The organism is Sphingomonas sp., from assembly GCF_024508665.1.
Lineage (GTDB): Bacteria > Pseudomonadota > Alphaproteobacteria > Sphingomonadales > Sphingomonadaceae > Sphingomonas.
In genome coordinates this window covers 1,280,630-1,306,212 of record NZ_JANINP010000006.1, presented here as the reverse complement: position 1 = coordinate 1,306,212, position 25,583 = coordinate 1,280,630, and the positions used below count along the sequence as shown (strand labels likewise).

At 65.2% G+C, this 25,583-nt stretch carries 23 protein-coding genes; 6 read left to right on the top strand and 17 right to left on the bottom strand.

Features of this window, described 5'->3' with window-relative positions; all coding sequences use genetic code 11:
- The first annotated feature begins 5 nt into the window (after positions 1-5).
- Both Q0L25_RS14970 and Q0L25_RS14965 read left to right on the top strand, forming a co-directional pair.
- Complete coding sequence (locus tag Q0L25_RS14970) at positions 6-1,028, top strand: asparaginase (protein ID WP_296615591.1); 1,023 nt, start codon at positions 6-8, stop codon at positions 1,026-1,028.
- A gap of 109 nt (positions 1,029-1,137) precedes the next feature.
- Positions 1,138-1,944, top strand: coding sequence for an aspartate dehydrogenase (locus Q0L25_RS14965; protein ID WP_296615590.1), 807 nt, complete (start codon positions 1,138-1,140; stop codon positions 1,942-1,944).
- 4 nt (positions 1,945-1,948) lie between these two features.
- Here Q0L25_RS14965 and Q0L25_RS14960 read toward each other — a convergent pair whose 3' ends face one another.
- The 14 genes from Q0L25_RS14960 to Q0L25_RS14895 all read right to left on the bottom strand — a co-directional run bounded on the left by Q0L25_RS14960 (position 1,949) and on the right by Q0L25_RS14895 (position 17,408).
- Positions 1,949-2,845, bottom strand: a complete 897-nt coding sequence (locus tag Q0L25_RS14960) for a LysR family transcriptional regulator (protein WP_296615588.1) — start codon at positions 2,843-2,845, stop codon at positions 1,949-1,951.
- A 145-nt stretch (positions 2,846-2,990) separates the two neighbouring features.
- Positions 2,991-4,454 carry a M81 family metallopeptidase gene (locus Q0L25_RS14955; RefSeq protein WP_296615587.1) on the bottom strand — a complete coding sequence of 488 codons (1,464 nt, stop codon included), beginning with the start codon at positions 4,452-4,454 and terminating at the stop codon, positions 2,991-2,993.
- A 28-nt stretch (positions 4,455-4,482) separates the two neighbouring features.
- On the bottom strand, positions 4,483-5,352 hold the full coding sequence (bla, locus tag Q0L25_RS14950) for a class A beta-lactamase (protein ID WP_296615585.1): 870 nt from the start codon (positions 5,350-5,352) through the stop codon (positions 4,483-4,485).
- Positions 5,349-6,560, bottom strand: a complete 1,212-nt coding sequence (locus Q0L25_RS14945) for an MFS transporter (protein WP_296615583.1) — start codon at positions 6,558-6,560, stop codon at positions 5,349-5,351. The genes bla and Q0L25_RS14945 overlap by 4 nt, the downstream gene beginning before the upstream one ends.
- Positions 6,561-8,387 (bottom strand): CocE/NonD family hydrolase, encoded by a 1,827-nt coding sequence (locus Q0L25_RS14940; RefSeq protein ID WP_296615581.1) that lies wholly within the window; start codon positions 8,385-8,387, stop codon positions 6,561-6,563.
- Positions 8,388-8,554: 167 nt separating this feature from the next.
- Positions 8,555-10,711, bottom strand: coding sequence for a TonB-dependent receptor (locus Q0L25_RS14935; protein ID WP_296615579.1), 2,157 nt, complete (start codon positions 10,709-10,711; stop codon positions 8,555-8,557).
- Positions 10,712-11,023: 312 nt separating this feature from the next.
- Entirely contained in the window at positions 11,024-11,545 is a 522-nt protein-coding gene (locus tag Q0L25_RS14930) for an SgcJ/EcaC family oxidoreductase (RefSeq protein ID WP_296615577.1), read from the bottom strand.
- Between the two features lie 12 nt (positions 11,546-11,557).
- The gene (locus tag Q0L25_RS14925; RefSeq protein WP_296615575.1) at positions 11,558-12,415 is read right to left on the bottom strand and encodes a kinase; all 858 of its coding nucleotides are present in this window, start codon (positions 12,413-12,415) and stop codon (positions 11,558-11,560) included.
- Positions 12,415-13,140, bottom strand: a complete 726-nt coding sequence (locus Q0L25_RS14920; RefSeq protein ID WP_367184154.1) for an amino acid ABC transporter ATP-binding protein — start codon at positions 13,138-13,140, stop codon at positions 12,415-12,417. Before Q0L25_RS14920 ends, Q0L25_RS14925 begins: the two co-directional genes overlap by 1 nt.
- Positions 13,141-13,202: 62 nt before the next feature.
- Positions 13,203-13,898, bottom strand: a complete 696-nt coding sequence (locus Q0L25_RS14915) for an amino acid ABC transporter permease (protein WP_296615571.1) — start codon at positions 13,896-13,898, stop codon at positions 13,203-13,205.
- The gene (locus tag Q0L25_RS14910) at positions 13,895-14,632 is read right to left on the bottom strand and encodes an amino acid ABC transporter permease (RefSeq protein WP_296615569.1); all 738 of its coding nucleotides are present in this window, start codon (positions 14,630-14,632) and stop codon (positions 13,895-13,897) included. The genes Q0L25_RS14915 and Q0L25_RS14910 overlap by 4 nt, the downstream gene beginning before the upstream one ends.
- Before the next feature lie 3 nt (positions 14,633-14,635).
- Positions 14,636-15,544: an amino acid ABC transporter substrate-binding protein gene (locus Q0L25_RS14905; RefSeq protein ID WP_296615567.1), complete on the bottom strand. Its 909-nt coding sequence runs from the start codon at positions 15,542-15,544 to the stop codon at positions 14,636-14,638.
- Positions 15,541-16,635, bottom strand: coding sequence for a D-cysteine desulfhydrase family protein (locus Q0L25_RS14900; RefSeq protein WP_296615563.1), 1,095 nt, complete (start codon positions 16,633-16,635; stop codon positions 15,541-15,543). The genes Q0L25_RS14905 and Q0L25_RS14900 overlap by 4 nt, the downstream gene beginning before the upstream one ends.
- Positions 16,632-17,408, bottom strand: coding sequence for a TSUP family transporter (locus Q0L25_RS14895; RefSeq protein ID WP_296615561.1), 777 nt, complete (start codon positions 17,406-17,408; stop codon positions 16,632-16,634). Before Q0L25_RS14895 ends, Q0L25_RS14900 begins: the two co-directional genes overlap by 4 nt.
- An 82-nt stretch (positions 17,409-17,490) precedes the next feature.
- Here Q0L25_RS14895 and Q0L25_RS14890 point away from each other — a divergent pair, with 82 nt between their 5' ends.
- From Q0L25_RS14890 to Q0L25_RS14880, 3 genes are all read left to right on the top strand, one after another.
- Complete coding sequence (locus tag Q0L25_RS14890; protein WP_296615558.1) at positions 17,491-18,399, top strand: LysR substrate-binding domain-containing protein; 909 nt, start codon at positions 17,491-17,493, stop codon at positions 18,397-18,399.
- A 161-nt stretch (positions 18,400-18,560) separates the two neighbouring features.
- A complete protein-coding gene (locus tag Q0L25_RS14885) occupies positions 18,561-19,769 on the top strand; it encodes a phospholipase D family protein (RefSeq protein ID WP_296615557.1) in 1,209 nt (402 codons plus the stop codon).
- A 45-nt stretch (positions 19,770-19,814) separates the two neighbouring features.
- The gene (locus Q0L25_RS14880) at positions 19,815-20,678 is read left to right on the top strand and encodes a hypothetical protein (protein WP_296615555.1); all 864 of its coding nucleotides are present in this window, start codon (positions 19,815-19,817) and stop codon (positions 20,676-20,678) included.
- Positions 20,679-20,953: 275 nt separating this feature from the next.
- Here Q0L25_RS14880 and Q0L25_RS14875 read toward each other — a convergent pair whose 3' ends face one another.
- Positions 20,954-21,715: an SDR family oxidoreductase gene (locus Q0L25_RS14875; RefSeq protein WP_296615553.1), complete on the bottom strand. Its 762-nt coding sequence runs from the start codon at positions 21,713-21,715 to the stop codon at positions 20,954-20,956.
- Positions 21,706-22,920, bottom strand: a complete 1,215-nt coding sequence (locus Q0L25_RS14870) for a mandelate racemase/muconate lactonizing enzyme family protein (protein ID WP_296615551.1) — start codon at positions 22,918-22,920, stop codon at positions 21,706-21,708. Before Q0L25_RS14870 ends, Q0L25_RS14875 begins: the two co-directional genes overlap by 10 nt.
- A 510-nt stretch (positions 22,921-23,430) precedes the next feature.
- On the opposite strand from Q0L25_RS14870, the gene Q0L25_RS14865 reads away from it, so the two are divergent.
- Positions 23,431-24,591 carry a fumarylacetoacetate hydrolase family protein gene (locus tag Q0L25_RS14865; protein WP_296615549.1) on the top strand — a complete coding sequence of 387 codons (1,161 nt, stop codon included), beginning with the start codon at positions 23,431-23,433 and terminating at the stop codon, positions 24,589-24,591.
- 655 nt (positions 24,592-25,246) lie between these two features.
- Here Q0L25_RS14865 and Q0L25_RS14860 read toward each other — a convergent pair.
- Positions 25,247-25,567 carry a hypothetical protein gene (locus tag Q0L25_RS14860; protein ID WP_296615547.1) on the bottom strand — a complete coding sequence of 107 codons (321 nt, stop codon included), beginning with the start codon at positions 25,565-25,567 and terminating at the stop codon, positions 25,247-25,249.
- Positions 25,568-25,583 lie beyond the last annotated feature (16 nt).

The window sequence follows — 25,583 nt, the reverse complement described above, 5'->3', positions numbered from 1 at the left end:
CGTCGATGGACGCGAACCTGAAGGCCGGGGTAGTTTCCGCCAAGGAGGCGCCTTGCCTTATGATCCTGGCGACCGGCGGCACGATCGCCGGCCGTACGCATCCGATGGCGGACCGAGCCTATCGGGCAGGAGAAGTGGCGATCACACAGCTCGTCTCGGCTGTGCCGATATTGGCCGACCTCGCCTCCTATCGAGGCGAGCAGATTTCCTCGCTCGGATCGCAGGACATGGGCTTGGCGGTTTGGCGCAAGCTCGTGGCGCGCATCGAAGCAGGGTTCGCCGACCCAGCGATCACGGCCATCCTGGTGACGCACGGGACCGACACGATCGAGGAGACCGCGTTCCTGCTCGACCTGGTCCTGGAGCCGGCCAAGCCGGTCATCCTGGTCGGCGCCATGCGTCCCAGTGACGCGCCGAGCGCCGACGGGCCGGGCAACCTGATCGATGCCGTGCGAGTCGGGCTCGACCCCAAGTCGCGATCGCGCGGCGTGCTGGTGGTCATGAACGGCGCGATCCATATGGCAAGCGCGGTTCGCAAGGCCAGAACCAGCGGCGTGGACGGGCTCTCGTCCTTTCCGGGCGGGCAGGCCGGTATCGTCGATGCGGGCGGCGTAAGATTCTTCACGAGCCCGCTGGCCCCTGCCGGCCGGCGCCATGCGCTGCCGCCGGCCGGCCCGCTGCCGCCCGTGCCGATCGTCTATGCGCATGCCGACATGGATCCGGTTGCGGTCGAGCGCGATATCGCTGGTGCTGCCGGCATCGTCCTGGCCGGCGTCGGGAACGGCAATGCCCCCGACGCGGTAATGAGCGTGCTGCGCCTCGCGGCAAAAGCAGGCTGCATCGTGGTGCGGTCGACAAGGGTTCATCAGGGAGCGGTCGACCGCAATGTCGAGATCGACGACAACGAAGCGGGATTTGTCGCGGCGGGCGATCTCAATCCGCAGAAGAGCCGCCTGTTGCTTCAATTGCTGCTGCTTTCCCCTGGCCTCGATCCGGCAATAGCGCAAACAGCCTTCGACCACGCCTGAGCGTTGTGTTTGACGCAACCCCTCCATCACCAAATCGGCATCGCGGCAGCTGCAGGAATTCGGCAGATCAAGGGCAAGTCCCTTGCTCGGGTGCCTTTTTTGGAACGCTATGCGCAACATCGCTCTCATCGGGTTCGGCGCGATCGGCGCCTCGGTCGTCGACCTCTGGCCGACGCTCTCCAACCGCTCGCATTTGGGGGCCTTGCTGGTCAGACCCTATCAGCTTGCCGAAGCGCGGGCCCGCGCGCCCAAAGAGACGTTCGTCACCGACGAGCCGGATGCCTTTCTGGCGAAGGACGCCGATATCGTCGTCGAGGCGGCCGGCCATGGGGCGGTCGCCGCCCTGGGAGAGAAGGTGCTCGCCCAGGGGCGCGACTTTCACATCCTTTCGGTCGGGGCGCTGGCTGATCCAGGCCTGCGCTCGACGCTCGCCGCGACAGCTGCCGCTCATGGCAGCCGCATCGTCGTCCTGGCCGGCGCGCTTGCCGGGTTCGACGGTCTGGTGAGCATGCGCGCGGGCGAGATACAGTCGGTGCGCTATATTTCGACCAAGCCATTCTCCGCGTGGCGCGGGACCCCGGCCGAAGCGCTCCTCCCCGCGGCCGAGCAAGGCGAGCCGGTGGTCGTTTTTCGCGGAAGCGCCGCCCAAGTCTGCCGCTTGTTTCCCAAGAATGCCAATTTGGCGGCGGCGGTAGCAATCGCCGGCATCGGGTTCGAGCGGACCGAGGTCGAACTCGTCGCCGACCCGACCATCACCGACAATATCGGCCATCTTCACGCGACGGCCGATTCAGGCGAGCTCGATGTCCGTCTGGTCGGCGCGGGCTTCGCCGCCAATCCCAAATCGTCGCGGATCACGGCGTTGAGCGTGATCGGCGCCCTGCACGATCTTTGCGAGCCGGTCGCGTTCCGTTGACGGGCTATGACGCGGCCGTCTCGATCTCACGCGATAGCAAGTCGACAAAGGCCTTGACCACGCGGGGGAGCTTGCGCTTGCGCAGAACGATCAGATCGATCGTCACGTCGGTGAAGGCGCGATCGGCGAGAGCGATGCTGCACAGGCCCGGCTGGGTCGCCAGCCGGCAGGCGCGCTGCGGAAGCAAGGCGAGACCGATGCCGCACCGGACGAACTCGCGCAGCAGTTCAAAGACATTGGTCGACAGGGTCGGCGCAAGCGGCACGGCGCTTCGCGCGCTCGCGCGTTCGACGATCCGGCGGACACCGAAGCTTTCATCAGGCAAGGCGAGCGGGAATTCGGCGACTTCGGCAAGCTGCACGCGCTCCCGTCCGGCGAGCGGGTGGTCGAGCGGCGCGAGCACGACGATGGGCTCGTGGAAGCGGGCCAGCGTCAGGATATGATGATCGGGCTCGGCGCCGAAGGTGAGGCCGATATCGCATTCATCGTCCCGTACGGCTTCGACCACGCGCAAGGCGGGCAGCAATTTGAGCTCGAAAGAGACTTCGGGATATTTCTGGTTGAACTGCTTGACCGCATCCATCGGGCCGGTCGTTGCGATACTCTCGATCATCGCGACGCGGATCAGCCGCCGCCGCGTTCCCCGAAGGTCGTTCAGATCCGAGCGCAACGTATCGTAGCCGATAAGGACCGAGCGCGCATAATCGGCGACAAGTTCGCCGGCGAAGGTCAGTTTCACGCCCCTTGCCTTGCGATCGAACAGCGCGGTTCCGATTTCGCGCTCGAGCAAGGCGACATGCCGGCTGACCGACGAGGGAGCGACGCCCAGCGAATCGCTCGCCTTGCGGATCGAGCCCGTCCGAACCGCCGCATCGAAGGCCTTCAGGCCGCTGGTGAACATCGTGCGTCCCTCCCGTTCAGGTCAATGCCGCGCCACACTCCCTGGCGTGAGCGATATCGTGTCCGGCCGCAATCGGAGAAAAGCGTGCCGGCCCGGCATCACCGTCCTCGCGGCGTCGCCGGCAGCGCGGCCGCGGGCGGACGGGCTAGGCAGCGAGCGGATCCTCGACCCATGGATAGAGACCGCTCGTATCGCGCCGGCGATATTGGGTGAGACGCGGGTCGGGCGGCGCGGCGCCTGGGGCCGCCATATAGATGATCTCGGCGGCAAGAGGCGAGAAGGCGTCGAAAAAATGCTGCGTGGACTTGACCACCAGCAACTGGCGCGACGCAGGCTCGATGCCGAATGCGCGAAACACTTCCGGACCGAAACATTGGCACCGGATGCTGCCCAGGATGATGTCGATCCCGCGGCAATGCAGCCATGCCGTGTCACCGACCGGATAGCCACCCGCGCCTCCGCTTCCCTGGTTGAACGGCATGACATAATTATAGAGGAGGCCCCTCACCTCTACCTCTAGGTCGAGCGGCATGCCCGATGCCGGCGACAGCTTGCCGCCAAGCCGCACGCGCAGCGAACTTCCGACCCCCGCCTTGCGCGCAAGCTTGACCGCTTCGGGGTCGTGCAGGACCGCAAGGGCGGCGTCCTGAGCGCCGGCGTCGATCAGCCATCGCAGCGCCGCGGTCGAATCGCCCGGCGCCCCGGTACCGGGGTTGTCCGACTGATCGGCCACGACGACCGGCCCGCTCGCCGCCGCCATCGCGCGCGACAACGCCTCGTCGATCGGCCGCGACTTGGCGCCGAAGGCAATGTCGTGGCGCAGGGCATAAACCTGGCGGCCGAACCGTTCAGCAACGACGGCGGCGCGCGTCCGGTCTCCGTCGACCAGGGCGAGCATCTTGGCGCCGGCATGCGGAATGTCGGCGAACTGGAAGCCGTGCCCGAACGACAGCGAAAGGATATCGTCGGTCCCTTCGGCCGCTTGCATGGCATCGACAAAGCCGCGCAGCGGCTCAACCGAGGTCGGATAAAGGCCCATCATCCGGCAATCGAACAAGGCCATGCTCGGCCGTATCTCGCCGCGGCAGGCGGCGACCGCGAGATCGAACAGCTCGCTCCCCCGCGCGTTGATGTCGACATGGGGATATTCCTTGTAGGCGACAAGGATATCCGCCTGGTCGACCAGTGCGTCGCTCAGATTGCAATGGAGGTCGAGCTCGGCGGCGATGATCGTGCCGGGACCGACCAGCGCGCGGATGCGGGTGACGATATCCTCCTCGCAATCCTCGCAGTCCGCCGCGACCATGGCGCCGTGCAGCTTGAGCAGCACGATGTCGACCGGCATCGCGCGCGCGACGTCGTCGAGCAATTGGTCGCTCAAGCGCTCGTAGGCCGCCGCCGTGGTCAGGCCGGAGGGCTGGGCCCAGGCCATCATGCCTTCCACCAGCTCGGCACCGATGGCGGCCGCCTGCCGGCGCCAGATCGCCAGCAGTTCGGCGAAGGGATGGTGCGCGCCGGCGCCCGCGGCGAAGACGAAGTCGTCAAGCGACGTCGGGATGACGGAAAAAGTGTTGGTTTCGGTAACGATCCCACCGGTGAAGATCTTCATGCTGGATCCTGTCAGGACGTGTCGGGAATTAGGCTAAGGGAATCGCCCGCTGCGCGAACGACGCCGCCAGCCCGGCGATGATGCGTTCCAGCCTTGCGACGTCGGCCACCGGCGAGCGGACATAGATGGCGAGCAGGAACCGCTGGCCCGAGGGCGATTGCAGGATCGCGATATCGTTCACGCTGCCGCTATTGTTGGTGCCCGGCTTGTCGGCGACCTGCCAGCCGGCGGGCATGCCGGCACGGATGCGGCGCACGCCATTATGCTCGTTCGCCATCCAGCCGAGCAGGCGCCGGCGCGCGGCCTCGCCAAGTACCGATCCCTCGATCAGCCGCGAAAGGGCGCCGGCGATCGCTCTCGGCGTCGTGGTGTCGCGCGTGTCGCCGACCGCACCGGTATTGAGATCGGGCTCGATGCGATCGAGCCGCGACACAGGGTCGCCGAGGAGACGGAACATCCGGGTCACGGACGGCGGTCCTCCGACGATATCCAGAAGGCAATTGGCGGCGCTATTGTCGCTATATTCGATGGCGGCGGCGCATAATTGCTCGACGCTCAGCGAGGCGGGGAGCGGCTGGCGCCCGGTGACGGGTGAGTTCGCAAGGAGCTTGGCCGGGACCAGCGGCACGTCGCGTGCGAGAAGCCCCGGCACGCGGTCCGCCTCGCGAAGGACCGCGGCGACGAGGAATATCTTGAAGGTCGAGCACATCAGGAAGCGTTGGTCGGCGCGATGGCTCCAGATCGTGCGCCCGCCGAGCCTTTGCGCGAACACGCCGATCTGTAGCGCCTCGCGTCGCTCGAGCGATTGGAGTTCGGTGTCGGCCGCGGGCGCGTTCGCGACGGCGAGGCCGGCAGCCGCGGCGAGTACCGCGCGGCGGGTCGGGCGGGGGTCGTTCATCGCTCGCTCCCATCGTCTGCGGATTGTTTCATGGCGGAAATCGGTAAGAGGCCGATGAGCGCCAAAAGGACGAGGACATAGAGGCCGAGGTCGAACCGCCCGGTATTCTGGACCACGGCTCCCAGGAGCAATGGCGATACCACGCCGGATATCTGTCCGGCGGTGTTGATAACGCCGAACGCGGTACCGGTCGACGAAGGTGGCATGACGGCGAGCGGCACGCAGAAAATGGCCGCGTTCCCCACCCCCATGAAGAAGAAGGCTCCGGTCACGAGTGTCACGGCAAGCGCGTTAGCCGAGACATAGGCGGCCAACGCGGTGAGCAGGCTGCAACAGGCGACGGCAACGATGATCTGACGTTTGAGGCGATGCTTGAAATAGCGATCGCAGATCACGCCGCCGCCTGCCAGGCCGGCCGCGAAGGCCAGCGCGCTGATGCCGGAGAACAGGGCCATCAGCGAGACCGGTAAATGGCGCGCGGAGAGCAGATAGGTCGGGAGCCAGCTGAGCAAGCCCCAATTGGCCATGTTGACGAGGAGGAAGCCCAGGGCGCAGCGCACGACGTTCTTGTTGCGAAGCGATGCTTCGAGGGGCGCAGGGAGTGCCAGGCGCTCGCGCCGCCTGGCCGGCGCGCTCGTGGTGGGCCGGGCGGCCGGCAGCACGAGCCAGGCGCACAACGCGACTGCGAGGCCCGGGACGAACAGGAGGAAGAAGACCGCGCGCCAGCCGATGGCACCCGTCAGCGAACTCACCAGCACGGGGGCGACGGCCGCGCCGGCGGCGGAGGCGGCCATCTGCAATCCGTTGGCGCGGCCTACCTCACCCGGGTCGAACCAGCTCGAAAGGGTCTTGGACGCGGCGGGTGGAAAGGGCCCCTCGCCCAGGCCGAACAGGCAACGGATGACGAGCATCGCGGCAAGCGAACCGGCGAGGCCGGTCGCGAGCGTCATCAGCGACCACCACAGAATTGCGCCGAAGATGGTGACCCGCGGGCCGAACCGGTCTGCGAGCATCCCGCCCGGGATCTGCATCGCCGCATAACCGAGGAAGAAGGCGCTGAGGACGCCGCCCATCGCAACCGGCGTCAGCCCGAAATCCGCAGCGATCCCGGGGATGGCAGTCGCCATCACCATACGGTCCATATAGGACAGGAAATAGGCGATGCACAGGATCGCCAGGATAGCCGGCTTCTTGCCCCGAAGAGACATCTAGCGGCCCTCCGCTGCCAAAGCGGCGCGGTCGGCATCGCGATTGACGGGGAGCGACAGGAAGGACGGCCGCTGCCGGTCATGATAGAGCTTCACGGTTACAGGACGGCCGTCGGACGCGCTTTCGCGCGCGACATCGCCGCCCGACCCGTAATTCTTCTCCGCGAAAGTGATGCCGGTATTGCCGTCGTACCGGCCCATGGGGGCGATCACGAGGCGCAGGCGATGGCCTTTGGCGATGCGCGCGGCGGCAAAGGTGAAGCGGTTGAAGTCGAACAGCGCGATTTCGTCCGGCCGCAGGAGCGTCGGCGTGCGCAGGCTTTGGCGATATCGCGCGCGAACCAGGTCGTTGCTGAGGCGGACCGTCCTGCCCTCGGGCGAGACGTCATAGACCGAGACATAGATGTCGGTATCCGGTCGATCGATCTGCAACCAGGCCTTCAGCCGGAAGAAGCCGGCAAGGTCGACATCGGCGGCAAAGGCGCGGGTCTGATAGACGAGCTCGCGTCCCTGGAGGGCGATCGGCAGGGGCTCGTCGACAAAGGATCCGCCATCCGCCTTGAACTCGGCATCGATTTCCGGGCCGTTCGGGTCGTTGGGATCGTAGCGATAATGATCGGGGGGGCCATTTGCCGCAGCGGCGCCAAGCGTACCGCTTCCGTCGATCGCCGTCGCGTTTGCCGTGGAACCGAGAAAAAGAGGCACATTGGCTGCGGTTACGGCATCGAGCGTATCGGCATAACGCCATTGGTCGGCGCCCAGAACGTAATAAGCGACGCGGCGTTCGAGAAAGGCGGGTCTTGGCCCCTCTCCCAGCGCCCAGCGGTACCAGTCGAGATGGAGCTGATCGAGCGCGAGCATTGCCCGGGGACCGGCGGCAACCCCGCCGATATCGAGATGAGGAACCGATGTCCCGCGGTGATCCCAGGGACCGATGACGAGGAACTGGCCGGCGCGTCCGACAGCACTGCCCAATCGCTCGTGCTCGCGATAATAACGCAGCGCACCGGTCTGGCAGTCGTCATACATGCCGGTGATGGTGAGAGCCGGTATATCGATCCGCCGATATTGGTCGGCAGTCGGGCTGTAGGCGTCCCAATAAGCGTCGAGCGAGGGATGGGAAATCCATTCGCGAAAGGTCGGGGACGGCAGGCCCACGGCCTGGTCGAAATCCTCGAACCGCATGCCGGAGATGAAATAGTCCCGATAGTGCCGCGCCCAGAAATCGAGGTCGCCGAAGAGATTGGCTTGCGAGGCGTGGCCGGCCGTATTGACGAGCCAGCGCATGAGATAGGGCGTGCGCACGCCGCCGCGCATGATGAAGTCGTAGCCCATCATCGGCGCGGCGGCCGGCGCGATCGCCTTGAGGTGCGGCGGCCGCTCCCGGGCGGCGGCCCATTGGGCGTAGCCGAGATAGGAATTGCCCCACATGACGACGCCGCGCGCGCATTCCGCGCGCGCGCCCATCCATTCCACGACGTCATATCCGTCACGGGCTTCCTGGAGGAACGGCCGGAACTGCCCTTGCGAGTCTCCCCGGCCGCGAGCGTCGACGGCCAGAAACGCCCAGCCTTTGGCCGCGAACCATTGGCCAAACCGGGTCAGCTTGTCGCGGGTATAGGGCGTGATCGCGACGATGCAGCCATCGGCAGCGCCGGCCTTGGGCCGATAGAGCGTTGCCGCGAGCGCCACCTGGTCGCGCATCGGAACGTCGACTTTCCAGTCGAGCGCGACCCGCGCCCGATCAGCACCCTCATAAGCGGACGCGGCCGCCGTACCATCCTCCCCCCGAGGCGGTGCGGCGGCCGCCGGCGACAGGACCGCCATCAGCGCTCCAGCGAGGAAGAGCGCGAGCGGGTGCCGCCAACCGGCGCCGTGCGCCGGATGCCGGCACCCGGCCGCATGGCCTCGCCGGCCGGCCGGCCTCCGCTCGGGAGGAACGGCCGGGCGGGCGGATCCGATGCGAGGCGTGCCCCTCATCACGCCTCCTTCACTCAAAAGCTCTTGCCGATGGTGACACCGATCTGGCGCGGCCTGCCCTGGGCATAGACGCCGGTAGGATTGGGCACGAGCGGGTGGCGTTCGTTGAGCAGGTTCTTTCCGAACACTGTGAACTGGAAACCCTGATAGGAGATGCCGACGCTCGCCTGGAGGAAGGTCAAGGGATGCGAGACGTCATATTGCGAGCCGAGCGTCAATCCGCGCCAGATCGAATATTGCTTGCCGCGGTGGGTCAGGTCGATGTCGATGAAGCCAGGCAGGTCGGACGCCCAGTGGAACTGGTAGTTGGCCGAGACCTGAAGGTCGAAATTGGGCACGAAGGACATCGGATCGCCGACATATACCGCGGCGACGGGTGAGACCTTGGTATATTTGCTGTCGAAGACGTCGCCGCTGAAATTGAGCTTGAACGAGCGCACCGGACGGAGCGACAGCAGCCATTCCAGCCCGCGAATGTTCGCATTGCCCGCATTGGTCGTATATTGCACCAGGACCCCCGAGCTGTTGATCAGCGTCACGTCCTGTTGCTGATCGCGGTATCGGGTTTCGAAGGCGGCGAAGTCGAACGCGACGGCGCCGTCGAGGAAGCTGGTCTTGGTTCCCACTTCATAGGCGATCGACGTCTCGTTGCCGATATGGGCAGGCGCCCCCATCGCCACCTTGTTGGCGGCATTGAAGCCGCCGCTGCGAAAGCCGCTGCCGATATTGCCGTAGATATTGATATTGTCGTTCACCTTCAGCCGGGCAAAGGCGCGATAGGTGAGCTTGCCGAACGATCCTGAAAAGGAGGGGTGTCCGGCGACATTGTCGGAATCGTGGCGCTTGTCGTCGAAATAGCGCAGGCCGCCACCGACTTCGAGCATGCTGGCGATCTTGTAGGAAAGGTCGCCATAGACCGCCCATGACTTGCTGAGCGTATTGTTGACGACGCCGGCGTTGATCCCCTGCTGGACGCGGGCACCATAGGTCAGCCGGGCGTAGCGGCTCCCCGGGATCGCATCGAGGCTCTGGTCCTTGTAGCTGGCCCCCAGCACCCATTTGAACGGCGTGGTCGAGGCCGAGGTCAGGCGGAGTTCCTCGGTAGTCATCCGCAGGCGATTGCCGAACCCGAGCTGGACCTGCTCGAACAGGGGATAGGGATTGCCGGCCGGCGGCGTACCGCCATAAAGCTGCGTGTATTGACCGCTCGAATTGGTGTTGAGCCGCGAGGTCGAGGACAGCAGCGTCGCAAAGCCGAGATCGTAACTGGCCGACAAGTTGTAGAGCTCGAAGTCGTTGCGGTAGTTGGTCGGGAACTTGGGATCGAAGGCCTGGAGGAACGACGTTCCCTCATAGTTGCGGAACGTGGTGAGCAGCGGATAATTGACGATATTGTTGCCGTCGCCGCGGTCGCGATGGACGTTGGCGAGCGCCTTGATCGTCAGCCGGGCGGTGGGCTGCCACAGCGCCTTGACCCGGACGTCGCCGACCTGCTCGTCATTGTAATTGGAGACGCCGGTGCCGACATTTTCGATCCAGCCGCCGAGCGTCTTGTAGAGGCCGGTGACCCTCACACCGAGCTTGTCAGTGAGCGGGAGATTGATGACGCCCGTGGCCTCGCCCGACGGGTCTCCGCCCTGGGTCGTATAGCCTGAAAGGGTGATGCTGCCGCTGACCTTGTCGAGCGCGGGATCGTTGGTGATATAGCGAAGCACCCCGCCCACGGCACCTTCGCCGAACAAGGTGCCCTGCGGCCCCTTGAGCACTTCGACGCGCTGCAGGTCGACCGCCGCGAAATCGACATAGCCTGCGATGAAGCCGCTTTGGAGGCCGGAGAGCGGCGCGTCATCGACATAGACGCCGGTGAGCGACGATTTGCCGCGATAGCTTTGGACGCCGCGGATCGAGATGTCCAATTGTCCGCCGCCCTGGTTGAAGACGCTGAGGCCGGGCACGTTGAAAGAGAGCGATTGCGCATCCGACAGGCCGCGCAGCGCCAGGTCCGCGCCCGACACCGCGGTGATCGACAGCGGAATATCGCGAACACGCTCGGCGCGTTTCTGCGCGGTGACGACGATATCGTTCGACATATCGTCGCTTGCGGCAGGAACATCTGTCGACGGCGGAGCGGTCTGGGCCGCGGCAGCCGAGACCCAGCCGATCGCAGCCATGGAGATAGTCGCCAGCATTACTTTGCGGCTTCGCGAGATATTTCGCATCGAATTCCCCTTTATGTCATCAAACCTTCACGGTCATGTGAGAAATAGTGTTGCACGCTGTCGCTGTTCGACCTTGGCGTCGATGGGGAAAGCTACAGCATGGTGCCGCCCTCCCACAGATCAATGTGCATTCGGCTGTGTTGCGCAAAGCGCAACGCTTGAGGCGATCGCGACGCTTGGTTCCGGCACGCAAAACGGAGTGCGCGTTCGGCGCGGACCACTGACCGCCCCGGCCGGCAAGAGCCGGCGGGCAACGATCCTGGATCAGGGCAGATCGTCGGGAAGCGGCATCGGCAGGTCGATGCCCAGTTCCTCGCCGGCCGGCGCCTTGCGCCCGGTGGATTCGTGGGCGGTCACGATCGACCAGCGCTTTCCCCGCCTGGCCGCGACCATCGACATCATGCCCCAGGAAGGCGGACGGGCCGCGCCGGCCGCGTCGGTATTGCCGGAGAGTTGCCAGATCCAATGGACGACGGCCAGTCGCGGGGTCACGAAGCGGAACCGCACTGCGCGTGAAAGGAAGGTCGATTGGCGGTAGCGCCCCGCGAACAGGCGGCGATGATAGAGCTCGATGTCGTGCCTGCCGTGAAACCAGCGGCTGGCGACGGTCACGAAGTCGCCGTCCTGCGCCATGAGCGCCGCGAGTGCTGTCGCATCGTGCCGGTTCCAGCTGTCGCAGAACCCCGAGACCAGGGCCTCGACGTCCCGCTCCGCTGGCGTCCGCGCGGCCGCTGGGACGGCGCACCCGAGAAGGCACAGGCAAAGGAGCAATGTCCGCAACCGCATCTCTATCTCCCGTCATGCGTGCCGTCCCGATCCGGCGCCCAGCCGCCAGGCATAGGGGGCGCGGCGCATATCGAGATCGACGATCAAGTCAGCCGGCTGGTCCAAGAGCAGCCATCGCGTCAATCGCTCGTAATGGGCAATGAAGAACGCAAGCTCGGCGCGCGTCATCGGCGCGCGCGCTCCGGCGCGCCGCGACAGGCCGGCTTCCTGTTCGGCACGCCACGAAAGGACGCAATCGAAGGACGGCGGCTGCAAGAGCAGGTTGAAGTCGAGCGTGCCGAACAAGGGCGCATAGCCCGTCTCGAGTTGCTCGTTGACATATCGCCGCCAGACGCCGTCGGCGTCGCGGTCGCGCTCGAGCGCGTTCAGCGGCTCCGCCAATTGGGCGGCGCTCTGGGGCCGCGCCCCGATGCACCAGCCTTCGAGAATGACGATGTCGACGGGTCCGCGATGCACGCGCCAGTCGCTCCGGTCGAGGCGGTCGTCGAGCGCCTTGTCGAATATGGGGAGGAGGATCGTCGTGTCGCCGGTCGCACTGCGCAAGGCCGAGATCGTATCGCCGAGCAAGGCGAGGTCGTGTGTCCCCGGGACACCGCGCGTCGCCAATAGCGGATGGACTTTTGTAGCGAGCGACCCGCGTTCGGACCGCGTGAGATAGAAATCGTCGAGTGCGCATACGATCGCACGCAGGCCGTGTCCGCCAAGACGCTCCACCAGCCGCGCGGCGGTCGTGGATTTGCCCGACCCCTGGGGGCCGCACAGCCCCGCAAGAAGGAACGTGCCGCTCCGCCGCCATTGCTCGGCGATGGCGCCCGCGGCCACGAGATCGCCAAACGCGAAAGCCGCATCGTCCTGCCAGGGCCCGCCCATCATCCCGCCCCGATGCTCTTGATGAATTCCGCCGCCCGGAGGCTTTTGGGCCGTTCGAAGAAGTCCTGCGCGGTTGCCTCCTCGACGATCTCGCCCCGGTCCATGAAGAGGATCCTGTCGGCGACCTTGCGAGCGAACCCCATTTCGTGAGTCACGACCATCATCGTCATGCCGCTCGTGGCGAGGCCGACCATGACATCGAGCACCTCACCGACCATTTCGGGATCGAGCGCGGAGGTGGGCTCATCGAACAGCATGGCGACGGGATCCATGGCGAGCGCCCTGGCGATGGCGACGCGCTGCTGCTGCCCTCCGGAAAGCTGGGCGGGATATTTGCGGCGATGATCGAGGAGACCGAACCTTTGGAGGAGGTCGTCCGACCGCGCTTCCGCTTCCGCGCGGCTGCGCTTCAACACTTTCTGCTGGGCGAGGCAGAGATTGTCGATGATCCGCAGGTGGGAGAAGAGTTCGAATTGCTGAAAGACCATGCCGACGCGCGCGCGCAACCGGGGCAGGTCGCCTGCGCCGGTCGCCGGCTCTCCGTCCAGTGTGATGTTCCCTCCGCTCACCGGCTCGAGCGCGTTGATACATTTGATGAGGGTCGATTTGCCGGAGCCCGAAGGGCCGCACAGGACGACGACCTCGCCGCGCGCCACGGTTGCCGAACACCCCTTGAGCACCTGGAACGTACCGAACCATTTGTCGACGCCGGCCAATTCTATCATCGGCCGTTCTGCCGAGGCGGCTGTCTTGCCCGGATAGGTCAGGGACGGTCGGGACATCGGCGTCATCCTATGCGGGCGCGAACGGCCAGGCGCCGCTGCTGGCGCCTGACGACGAGGGAGAGCGACAGGCAGATCGTGAAATAGGTGAGCGCTGCCGTCAGATAGAGTTCGACGATATGTCCGTCACGCTCGGCGACATTGGAGGCCGCACCGAGAAAATCGGTGAGGGAAATGACCGAGACGAGCGACGTGTCCTGGAACAGCACGATCACCTGGGTCAGGAGGATCGGGACGACGTGGCGAAAGGCCTGGGGAAGGACGATGAGCAGCATCGTTCTTGCCGGCGACAGCCCAAGCGCGAGCGCGGCCCGGACCTGGCCGCTGGGGACGGCCTGGATGCCGGCCCGCACGATCTCGCAGAAATAAGCGCCTTCGAAGAGGATTAGGGCGAGGATGGCGGACGTGAACGCGCCGATGGCGGGCGGCGTGCCGCCGCCCATCAGGGCGGCCGCGACGAAGGGCGCGAGAAAATAGAACCAGAAGATGATCAGGATGAGGGGCAGTGCCCGAAGGACGTCGACGTAGAGCGTCGCTCCCAACCGGACCAGGCGACGGCGCGAGCCGCGCAGCAGCGCGACCAGCGTGCCGAGCACCAGCCCGCCCGAGGCGCCGACGATCGTCAGCTCGAGGGTAAGCCGCATCCCGTCGAGGAACAGATAGGGAAAGGAGACCCCGATGATCGAGAAATCGAGCGTCATCGCAGCACCGCCTCCATCCCCGGGATGGCGATCCTCTTCTCCAGCGCGCGCCCGGCGGCGGTGACAAGGGCGTTGAGCAAGAGATAGAGGATGGTGGCCGCGGCAAAGGCCTCGAACACTTGCGAGGAATATTCCTGGATCGATTGGGCGCGCGCGGTCAGTTCGAGCAGACCGATGCCGAGCCCCACCGAACTGTTCTTGATCGTGTTCAGGAACTCGGACGTGAGCGTGGGCAAGATGATCCGGTACGCTTGCGGCATGGCGACGCGCCAGTAGATCTGCGCGGTGCCAAGCCCGAGCGCGCGCGCTGCCGCGAACTGCCCTGCGCCCACCGCGGCGAGACCGGCGCGTACCTGTTCGGCTAGGCGCGAGGCCATGTAGAGACCGAGGCCCAGAGCCGTCGTCCAGAAGGAACCATAGGGCAGGTGCTTGACCCATCCGGCCAACGGTTCGGGCAAGAGCTCGGGCAGGACGAAATACCAGAGGAACAATTGGAGAAGGAGCGGGACGTTGCGGAACAATTCCACATAGGCGGCAGCCGCCGACGCCAATATCGGGCGCCGGGGCAGCGAGCGGGCGACGCCGATCGCCGACCCCAGGACGAAGGCGATCGCCCAGGCGACGAGCGCTGTCAGCACCGTCCAGGCAAGGCCGGACATCAAGAGGCCGGCATAGGTCTGCGTGCCTTCGGGAGAGGCTTCGAGGAAGACCGACCAGTTCCATTGGTATCGCATCGCCTATGGCCGCTGTTCGACAGGCATGTCAGACCGCCGCGACACGGCCGCCGGATTGGCAAAGGCGCGGCGCAGTGCCGCGCTCATCGGCATGGCGAGATTGATCCGGCGCGGCCCGACTAACCGCTCGAACCAGTGGTGATAGAGGGCTGCGGCAGCGCCGCTGGCAAATTCCCGCTGCAACGCGTCGTCGACCAGGCGCTGGAATTGGGGATCGCCCTTGGGGAGCATGATCGCATAGGGCTCGACCGACAGCGATTGGGCCGAGATGCGATAGGTATGACCATCCTGCGCATTGGCGACCAGCGCGTCCAGCACGACATCATCGTTGAAGAAAGCCGCCGCGCGTCCGGTGGTCATGAGGAGAAAGCCCTGGCCGACATCCCGTGCGGTCAGGATGGTGAGCCCGAGCCCCGCCGTCCGGTTGAGCGCGTAAAGCCGCTCGATGCTGGTCGAGCCCGCGTTGCTTGCGACAATCTTGCCGCGCAGGTCGCCAAGCGAGGCGAGGCCGGCATCGGCACGCGCGACGAATGTCATGCCGGCGATGAAATGCGTATAGGCGAACGCCACTTGCCGGGCGCGTTGTGGCGTGTTGGTCGTGGTTCCGCATTCAAGATCGATGCCGCCATTGGCGACCAGCGGAATCCGCGTTGCCGGCGTGACCGGCGTGTAGCGGATGCCGATTGCCGGCATGGCGAGCGCGTGGCGCAGCCGATCGACGACGCGCCGGCACAGATCGACCGAATAACCGGCCGGTTGGCCATCGCGGTCGCGAAAGGAAAAGGGAATGGCGGCTTCGCGATACCCGATGGTCACGACGCCGGTGCGCCGGATGCGGGCGATCGCCGTCTCGCCCGCATCCGCGCTCGCACAACCCGAGCACAAGAGAAGGACGAGAAGGAGCGGCCTCATCGTGACGCGGCACCCATCGGAAGAGGCGGACCCGACCGTCCGGCGCTGAGGAAGGCGCCATCCCTTGGCGTAAGCAGCGGCCCGAGGTCCCGGGCATAGCCGAACAAGGCCGGGAGACCCCCTGTATGGACGAAGAGGACACGGTCGCCGGACGTGATCGTGCCATCGGCGACGCAATGCATCAGCCCCGCCATCGCGCGTCCGGTATAGACCGGGTCGACCAGGAGGCCGTCGAGCGACGCGCAGGCACGGATGGCGCGTTCGACCTCGGGGTTCACGACACCGTAACCGGGCGACAGGACGTCGTCATGGAGGAGAACGTCCTCGGGCCCGATGGTCGCGCCGTCACCGACGATCACGCTCAGCTGGCTGCAATGGCGAAGGATGCGCTCCTGCTGGAGCGCCGCGCCGCGCCTCACGCACATCCCATGGACGGGACCGCGCCATCCTAGGAAGCGCAACCCGAACAACAGGCCGGCATGGCTGTGGCCACTGCCAGAGGCGATGACGACGCGATCGAAGTCGCGCGCCTGGCCGAGCAGTTCCAGTGCGCAGCAGACATAGCCGAGCGCGCCGGTCGGCGGCTGCCCGGCGCCGAGCGGGATGACGAACGGGCGGCGCCCTTCCCGCTCGAGTTCCGCCGCGATCTCGCCAAGCCGGCGATCCGCGCCTTCCTCGTCTTCGCCCGCCGGGTAGCTATGGAGGACAGCTCCCAGCAACCGGCTCAACAGGACATTGCCCGAGGAGCGGTAGGTCTGGTCGACGCCGCTTACGCGTTCCTCGAGCTGGATATGGCAATGCATGCCGAGCCGCGCCGCGCAGGCCGCGGCGACGCGAACATAATTGGACTGGACGGCGCCGGTGATGAGCGCGGTATCGGCGCCCTCGGCGATGGCCTTGCCGAAATAGAATTCGAGTTGCCTGACCTTGTTGCCGCCAAAGGCGAGGCCGGTGAGATCGTCGCGCTTGATCAAGAGATCGATGCCGAGAAGGCGGCTCAGGCCCGGCTGCGGTTCGATCGGCGTCGCCCAGGGCAGGAACCGGACGCGCGGGAGGGCGGCGAGCCGCGCCTCGAGTGTCGCGGATGTCATAGGACCTCCCGCAACAAGGGACTGAGCATCATGAGCCCGGAGGCAGCGACGACCAGGGCGATCGCGGCATCGAGGAGGCCGGCGGAAAATCGCTTGCCGGTGATGAGACCGCCGACCGCGCCGAGGCCGCTCGCGCCAGCGGCCGCGCCGATGAAGATCCAGTCCAGCCCCGCCATCGCGCCGGTCGCCGCAAGGGTGACGAGGATGAGGCCGTATGCGGCGACAAAATAGGCGGCAAGCGTGCCTCGCACGGCATCCGCCGGCAGCCCCTTGCCCGCCAGCCCCCAGGCAGCGGCAGGGCCGGGTGCGGCAAAGAGCAAGGCCGCCGCCCCGGCCGCGACACCGCCGATCGCGAGCCGCCGGGTACCGGCGCCACGCGCCTCACAACGCTCGTCCAGTGCCGCGCGCGGCGTGCCAGCCACCGAACGCACCAGCAGGAGGCAGCCAAGCGCGGACAATATCAGTCCGAAGATCAGGGTGATGAGCCGCTGCGGGACCAGTCGAAGGGCAATGCCGCCGAGCAGCACGCCCACCGGCAAGGTCAGCAGCAGCGAACGCGTCGCCCGGGTGTCGCGGTGCGCGAATTGCCGCGCGGCCGAGATAAGGGCCACGAGCAGGCTGAACAGGACGGTTTCGGCGATGGCGCGTTCATAGCCATGCGCCCTGACCAGAAAGGGGCCTGCAACCACGCCGAACCCGACGCCGGTCGAGGACTGCGCAAAGGCGCCGGCGAAAGCGATCGCAAGGAGCGGCAGGAAGAGCGGCGCAGCCATGAACTCATGGGTAGCGCCGACCAATATCTAAGGACAATTTATTCCTTGACATGTTATTATAAGAAGTTCGCATATAGCGCTTATGCGATTGAACGATCGGCAGATCGAGGCTTTCCGGGCGACCGTTGCGCTGCGATCCATGTCGGCTGCGGCACGGCAATTATGCGTCACCCAGCCGGCGATCAGCCATCTCGTCGCCGATCTCGAGATCGAGATAGGGTTTCCATTATTCGAGCGCGTGGGTCGCGGCGTGCGTCCGACGCGTCGGGCGCAATTGCTCTATGACGAGATCGAGCGCGTCTATCTCGGCATGGCGGCCGTCCGCGAACGAGCGATCATGTTGCGCGACATGCGCTTTGGCCAATTGCGCGTGGCAGCGATGCCGGCTTTCGCCGAAACCATCGTGGCGCCCGCGCTCGGGCGCTACCTTGCGGCGAACCCGAATACCGGGATCGAGTTCGACGTCTTGAACACGTCCGCCATTATCGACGGCGTGCGCCGCCGGCGGTTCGATCTCGGCATCGCGGTCCCGATCCATGCGGATGCGGCGATCGCCTGGCGATCGCTCCGCTCGACGCCGATGGTGGCGGTCATGCCCCATGATCATTTATTGGCACAAAGGCCGGCGATCGAGACCGCCGATCTTGCGGATCATGACGTCATCGCGCTGCCGCCGGACAGCCCCTATCGGCTGAAATTGCAGAATGCCTTGGCGCAAGCGCGGCCCGTTCCGTTGCGCGTCCTGGCGACGGTGCGCACGCAATTGGCGGCCTGCGAAATGATGCTTTCGGGCTGCAAGGCGATCACGATCGTCGACCAGGCGATCGCCGCCCGATACCGGCGCTCGCTGGCGATACGGCCGCTCGCATTCGAGCTCATGAGCGAAGTCGCGATCTGCACGCTGGTCGCCGAGCCGGTCCCGGACGAGGCATTTTGCGATCTTCTGCGCCAGCAAGCGGAAAAGACGTCCATCGATTTGCCCGGCATCTAAGCCGGCCGGTGCCCGCATCCTGGCAGGCAATGGAATGCGGCTCGCACGCGGCGGGCGACAGGTCCCGGCTTCCATCCGTTTCGGACCAGATAGTTCGCGCGAACCACGAGCGCCCGTCTAGAGGGATAGGGCGGGAGTGATGCAAGGGGGAGCAGGAGCGGATGGAAATCGAGTTTGTGGACGGAAAGGCGGTCGAGCGGACGCTCGCCCGGCTGATGGCGGAGCATGACGAATATCATTGGGCCGTTGCCTGGGGCACGGCCAACGATCTGACCCCGTTGCTCCTCGCAAACCGCGCCAAATTTCGTGCCGTGACGTTCGGTCTCGCCTTCGCCCAGACCGATCCGGACCTGGTCGACGCGCTCACCGGCATCAAGGGCGCGAGTGTCGTGACGGCGTTTCCGGGCGGCACCTATCACCCCAAAGTCTATGGCTTTCGCACCGGCAAACGCGCTGCGGCCCTTGTCGGGAGCGCGAACTTCACGCGTGGCGGCCTTGGCAGCAATCATGAGGCAGCAGTCCTTATATCCGGAAAAGCGGACGAGGGCCCGCTTGCCGACGCGCTTGCCTTTGCAGAGCGCAGCGCCGCCTTGGGCGAGGCGGTCACCCCTGCCCTCGCCGCACGATATAGGCTGGCCCACCGGCGTGCGGCTGCCAAACCCCGCCTGCCGCGCGACCCGCTGGCGGATGTGCCGGCCGGCACGATCAAGGCGCTGTCGCTCCCGCTCGCGGCCATGGCATGGAAGGATTACGCCGACGCTATCCGCAATTCGGAGCATCACGATATCGAGGCCAGCCTCGATCTTCTCGCGATCGCCCAGTCCTGGCTCGCCGGCGTCAGGTCGTTCCACGATCTTGCGGTCGCGCGGCGCAAGGCGATCGCCGGGATCATCGGCAGGAAGGACAAGACCGATTCCGAGCTCGACCGCGACTGGGGATGGTTCGGGTCGATGCGCGGCGCCGGCGATTTCAAGAACCGGATAGTGGTGAACGACCGCTCGCTTGCGCGTGCGCTCGACAGCATCCCGCAACGCGGCGAGGTCGAGCGCGCGCATTACGACCGGTTCGTACGATTGTTCCGCAAGGCATTCGATCATTCGCAGCGGACGGGCGGGGTCGCGACGGCGTCGAGGCTGCTCGCGATGAAGCGCCCGGACATATTCCTGTGCGTATGCGGGCCCAATATCGCGGCCGCCTCCAAGCAATTGGGGTTCGCCAAGCGGGCACTCGATCTCGACAACTATTGGGACCTTGTCGTCGGGGCGATCCGCGCCGCCGACTGGTATAATGTCGACAAGCCCGACACCGGCGACGGCCCGTTATGGGAATGCCGCGCGGCCATGCTCGATGCGATATTCTACAACCCCTGAAGGAAGGCCGGCGCTCGCCGCCTCGATCGGCGAAAGCGGCCGCGCATGAGCCAACGCGATCTCGATCGCCGGGTGATCGACACCAATTACCTGGAAAAGCCCGAATTGGCGCGATGGCTCGGGGCGCGAAAGACCAACATCGCGGTCATCGCGCATCCGACGATGATCGAACTCCACCGGCGCGATGCGCTCAGGACCATCCAGCAAGCGTTGCGGATCTGCTGCCAATATAGCCGGCAGGTCGTCATCCTGCGCAGCACCGACCAGCTGATCGCACTCACCGGGCGCGGCAAGGGTCTCGTCAACCGGCTGGTCAGCCCGGACGAGACACGTCAGTTCGGGGCCTATTGCCGCACGGTGATCGAGGTCGCGCCGACCAGCGAGATCGTGGATCACGTCGCGCCGCTCGAGGTCCAGGCCAGGGAATTGCGCGACGCGCTAGCGCGATCGGCCGCCAATCTCATCGTGCGGTTGAAGCAAGCCGACGACATCCTGACCGCGGGCGAGCGCCGCGAGTTGCGCGGCATGGTGTCGAACCGGCGTCCGATGTCGGGTCCGTTGCAGCGCAAGACCTGCGCGATGGCGTTCGACCTAGCCCAGGAGCTGACCCAAGCGGCCGGCCTTGCGCCATTGGTCGCAACGGCAGACAGGAACGACATCGTCAATCGCCTCGCCTTTCGTTACGGGGCGATGATCGTTGGCTATTATGTCGTCGCCAAGGACCATGACGGCCGCTGGATCAGCAATCCCGACAAGCAGTTGCGGCAAGTATTCGATCTCAAGATCGCAAGCCTCGCCAGCTATTTCGACGGACTGATGACCGCCGAAGGCGATCTTGCGGCAAGCTACCGGATCGGCCGCAGCCTTATCGCCGCGCTCGGCGGCTATGTCCGCTGCGGACGCGGATAGGCGAGCCGATGCCGGAGAGAAGCCAACGTCGCCCGCATCGCCAGCACGCTCTGCCCACGCCATCAGACACGCATCGCATCGTGTGAAAATCCTTCACCGACTGCGAAAATCCATCACGCTGCTTCGAGAATTGCGAAATTTGATCACGCGCGCCCTGGCGCGCACGACCGCAGCCAGCCGGTCTCCGCTGCCTTACCCATAAGACGAGCGAGAAAAGATCAACTTGTACCCGATCGAACACACCCCGCCAGGACGGCACTAAAGCTCGTGTGCCGTCACCAGCCAGCAGTCACGTCGAGCATCGTGCCGCTCACCATTTCGGAAAGGTCGGACGCGAGGAACAGGATGGCATCGGCGATATGGTGCGGCTCGATGCGCCGCTTGAGGCACTGATTGTCGAGTACCCAGGAGGCATATTCCTCGGCGCGGTCTCCGAACACGCGGGCTTCTGCATCCGAGACGACCGCGCCCGGTGCGATCGCGTTCACCCGGATGTTGTCGGGACCAAGCTCGCGCGCGAGCGCCTTGGTCAGACCGTGCAGGGCAGCCTTGGACATCACGTACGGAGCGTAGCCCGTCCAGCGTCCGTTAAGCGTGATCGAGCAGAAATTGATGATGCGCCCGCCCCCCTTGGTACGCATGCCCGGAGCAACGCCTTGTGCCAAGGCGAACGCGGCCGCGGCATTGACGCGCAATTGCTCTTCATATTGCTCGATGGTGGTTTCGGCGAACAGCCGGTTCTCGATCAGCGCCGCATTGTTGATGAGGATGTCGATGCCGCCGTGCGCGTCGGAAAGCGCCGCGGCCTCGTCCTTCGAGCGCGCGAGATCCCCGAGGTCGAAAGCGACGAACGCGCATGGCGTATCGTATCGGTCGGCAAGCTCCCTGGCGAAGGACGGATCCGCCTTCGAGGGATGGTCGTGAAGGATGAGCGATGCGCCCGCTTCGGCGAGGCGCCTGGCCTGGGCCCTGCCCAGCGATCCGAGGGCGCCGGTCAGGAGGACGACGCGCCCGCCAAGATCGATCGTCACAGGCATTGGTGGCCCTCCTTGTCGGTGCGCTGGCGCGTGAGCGTGAATTTGCGGGCCAGATCGGGATCGAGCTCGAGGCCGAGGCCGGGTCCGTCGGGGACGCCGATCCTGCCATCGGCGATTGGAGGAACGGCGGTGACCACGTCGCGATACCAGCCGCGATAATAGGCCCTGACGGTCTCCTGGATGAGCGCATTGGGGCTGGCGAGGCCGAGATGGGTCGAGGCGGCAAGGACGACGGGTCCCGTACAATCATGGGGCGCGATCGGCAGTCGCCAGGCATCGGCCAGGATAGCGATCTTGCGCGCTTCGCCGAGCCCGCCGCACCAGGAAAGGTCGGGCATGACGATCCCGGCGGCGCCGGTCTCGAGCAGATCGCGGAATCCCGCGACACCGGCCAACGTCTCGGACGCGCAGACGGGGGCCGGGCTCGCCTCGGCATAGCGGCGCAGGTCCGAAAGATTGTCGGTCCGGACGGGATCCTCGTGCCAATAGGTCGCAAAAGGGGCGAGCGCGCGCGCGATCTTGAGCGCAGGGGGCAGCGTCCAGAGCGAATGGAACTCGACCATGATATCGATCCGGTCGCCGACACGGGCACGGATCGCCTCGAACGGCTCGAGCGCGGCCCGCAATTCGTCTGGCGCGATGTCGAACCCGTCATGCGCCTCGGCCGCCTGGTCGAACGGCCAGATCTTCATGGCGGTGATGCCTTCGTCGAGCAGGCTTTCGGCAAGATCGCCGGCACGGGTCAAAAAGGCGTTGAGGTCATCATAATCGCCTCCCGCCCCAAGACCCCAATTGGCGCTGCGCTGGCCGGTGGCACCGCGCATGTAAGCGGGGCCCGCGCAGGTATTGTAGATGCGCAGGGTATCGCGCATCCGGCCGCCCAGCATGTCGACCAGCGGCTTGCCGTCGAGGCGCGACATCAAGTCCCACAAGGCGATGTCGATCGCACTGTTGCCGCGCATTTCGACGCCGGCGGACCGGTTGCCGAGATAGGGCCGCAGGGTCCGCACCAGCCGCTCGATCGAATCCAGCTTCTGACCGATCAGCCGCGGCGCTGCCCATTCATGGATATAGGCCTCGACAGCCCTGGGCATGAAATAGGTCTCGCCCAAGCCCTTGGCGCCGTCGTCGCTTTCGACATGCACCCACAAGACGTTGGGATGTTCGGCGAGACGCAGCGTCTCGATCGCGGTGATGCGCGTCACGACGCCAGTGCTCGCGGTACGTCCTTGCGGCCGGCATGCAGCACGCTTCCGCCGCCATCGGCAAGGCGGCCTGTTTGAAGCTCGGATGAAATGATCGGCACGCGCCCCTCCTGCGATTTGTTCTTTGGGGCAGGAACGTTTGCCGGGCCTGGTAACCGTACTTTGGTCGATTTTGAGAATTTTCCTTGCCAGCCGCGTGATGCGGAATTCCGCTCATAACGGCCTATATGAGCGGAATTCCGCTCGACCGCATCATCGTGACAGGCGGGCGATACTTGGCTCCGCTTGCCCCTGAACTGCTGGACGTTCGTCATGCGAAGATGCTGGTCGATTGCCTGGGACGCCCGATCCTGTCTGTGCGGTGCGCGACTGACGGCCGTCGGTTTCTAATGCCCCTTACCCGACCAGCGCGCCGCTTGAGGGCGACGCCAGCGCGACACGTTTCCTCCACTGAACGGCAGGGGCTTCCCCTTCCGGGGGGCCAGGCACCAGGGAGCCGAACGACAGCACATGAACATCATGGATCATCTGCCAACCGACCTTGGTCGTGCCGCCTTGATTGGGCGCATTCTGACCGAGGCCGGTCCTAGTCCGATCGCCGTGATCGGAGAAAATGTATTCGATTGTTCGGGGATCGCACCGACGGTTTCCGCACTCCTCGAGCCCGTCAATCCTGGCCAGGGTAGAGGACGCTCGCTCGGCCCGGTCTCGGAGTTCGATTTCGCGAGCCAACCGCTTCTCTCACCGATCGACCTTCAGTGCATCAAGGCGGCGGGCGTCACTTTCGCCGCGTCGATGATCGAACGTGTCATCGAGGAGCGTGCGCGCGGCGACGCGAGCAAGGCGACTGAACTGCGCCATACGATCGAAACGAGGATCGGCGCCAAACTCGGGGGCGAGCTCGGTACTGTCGTGCCCGGAAGCGACACGGCCTTTTGGCTGAAGGATGTGCTGATCGCCGAAGGCTTGTGGTCGCAATATCTCGAAGTCGCGATCGGGCCCGATGCCGAGATCTTCACCAAGGCGCCGGTGCTTGCCTCGGTCGGGCATAGCGCGGAGATCGGCGTGCGCTCGGACTCCCATTGGAACAATCCCGAGCCCGAGATCGTGCTCGTCTGCAACTCCGCCGGCGCGATCATCGGCGCGACCTTGGGCAATGACGTGAATCTGCGGGATTTCGAGGGCCGCTCGGCGCTCCTCCTCGGCAAGGGCAAGGACAATAACGCCTCTTGCGCGATCGGCCCCTTCATCAGGCTGTTCGACGAGCACTTCTCGCTCGACGACCTATTGGATGCCGAGCTTTCGCTCACCATTCGCGGCGAGGACGGTTTTTACCTCGAGGAGACGGGCTCGATGCGTGCGATCAGCCGATCGCCACGGGAGCTCGTTCGCCAGACAATGAGCGAGCATGATTATCCCGACGGCTTTGCCCTGTTCCTCGGTACGATGTTCGCGCCCACCCAAGACCGCGACGCGCCGGGCATGGGATTCACCCACAAGGAAGGCGATTGCGTGCGGATTTCGAGCGCCAGGCTCGGCATGCTCGAAAATCGCGTGACGAGTTCTGCGAAAGCCCCCCGATGGCGGTTCGGCATCACTCAATTGATGGCGAACCTAGCGGAGCGAGGATTACTCGCCTCGCCAGCCCCATCTCCTCTCAGTGCGATTTGACGATCGCCCATAGCTGGCGGGTATCACGCTCGCCCAAGCGCGCCACGGTGCTAGTCCGGTCTATCGAGGAAGCCCGGCTTTGCTGCAATGAGATCGTAAGGTAACTTGCCAGCCTAGGATGGCGAAAGACGTTTGGGTATGCCTTGCGCCTGTTTAGATGAGGCGGGAGCGGGAATGTTAACTCTATACGAAGCGCAGTTGTCCGGGATTGGCGCACCCACGAATGACCCTACCCAGCAATGGGCTAGTTTATCTCTCGGATTCCGAGAAGGCGATTGCGGTCCAATCTTGCGAGCCGTTCTAAACATGGTCGTCCCAAAGCGCCCCGACGCAACAATGATCGAATTGCAGGAAACTGCACGGAGTTCGGCTATAGACATTCTCGAAGTGTCTCTTCAGACACTTCGAGAATTTTCAGTGGCGGAATTGGAAGCTCAAGCGGACCGGGCGCAAGAGCTATAGGATTCGGGCCGCCGTAGCCGGCTTCTTCATCGGAAGTGCCCTCAATTCGCGTAGTTTGATCCGCGCGAAAGGGCCCGTCGTTCGATGCCAACCGGACGGGACTGCAAACCCGCCGATCCTTTTCAGAGTATCAGGTCATGATGCAAACTGTCAGATTTCCTTGCAGATACTGGCAGCCTTGGGAGATCGTGCGCTAGCGTCCGCGGCGCTTACGCACGTCTTTAACGAGCGCCACCGTCGCCTGAAGGACAGAATCTAGCCGGTTCTTGTCGCAATACCCATCGACATAAGAAATGATCGATTGGGCGCTCATATCATCGTTGGCACCAGAGCCAGCCGGGCCATAGAAGTTGAACCCGGTCATGAACCCGAGAACCCACGCTTGCAGCGCTTGACCGCTGCCACGCCGCTCGGCGATCCAATCTCCACAGGATTGCGCCGACGGAAAACCGTACATCATCGCCGGTTCTTGCTGTGGCGCCGTTGCCACCAGCAACATTGCCAAGCCGATCATTCGCGCCCCTCCCAGA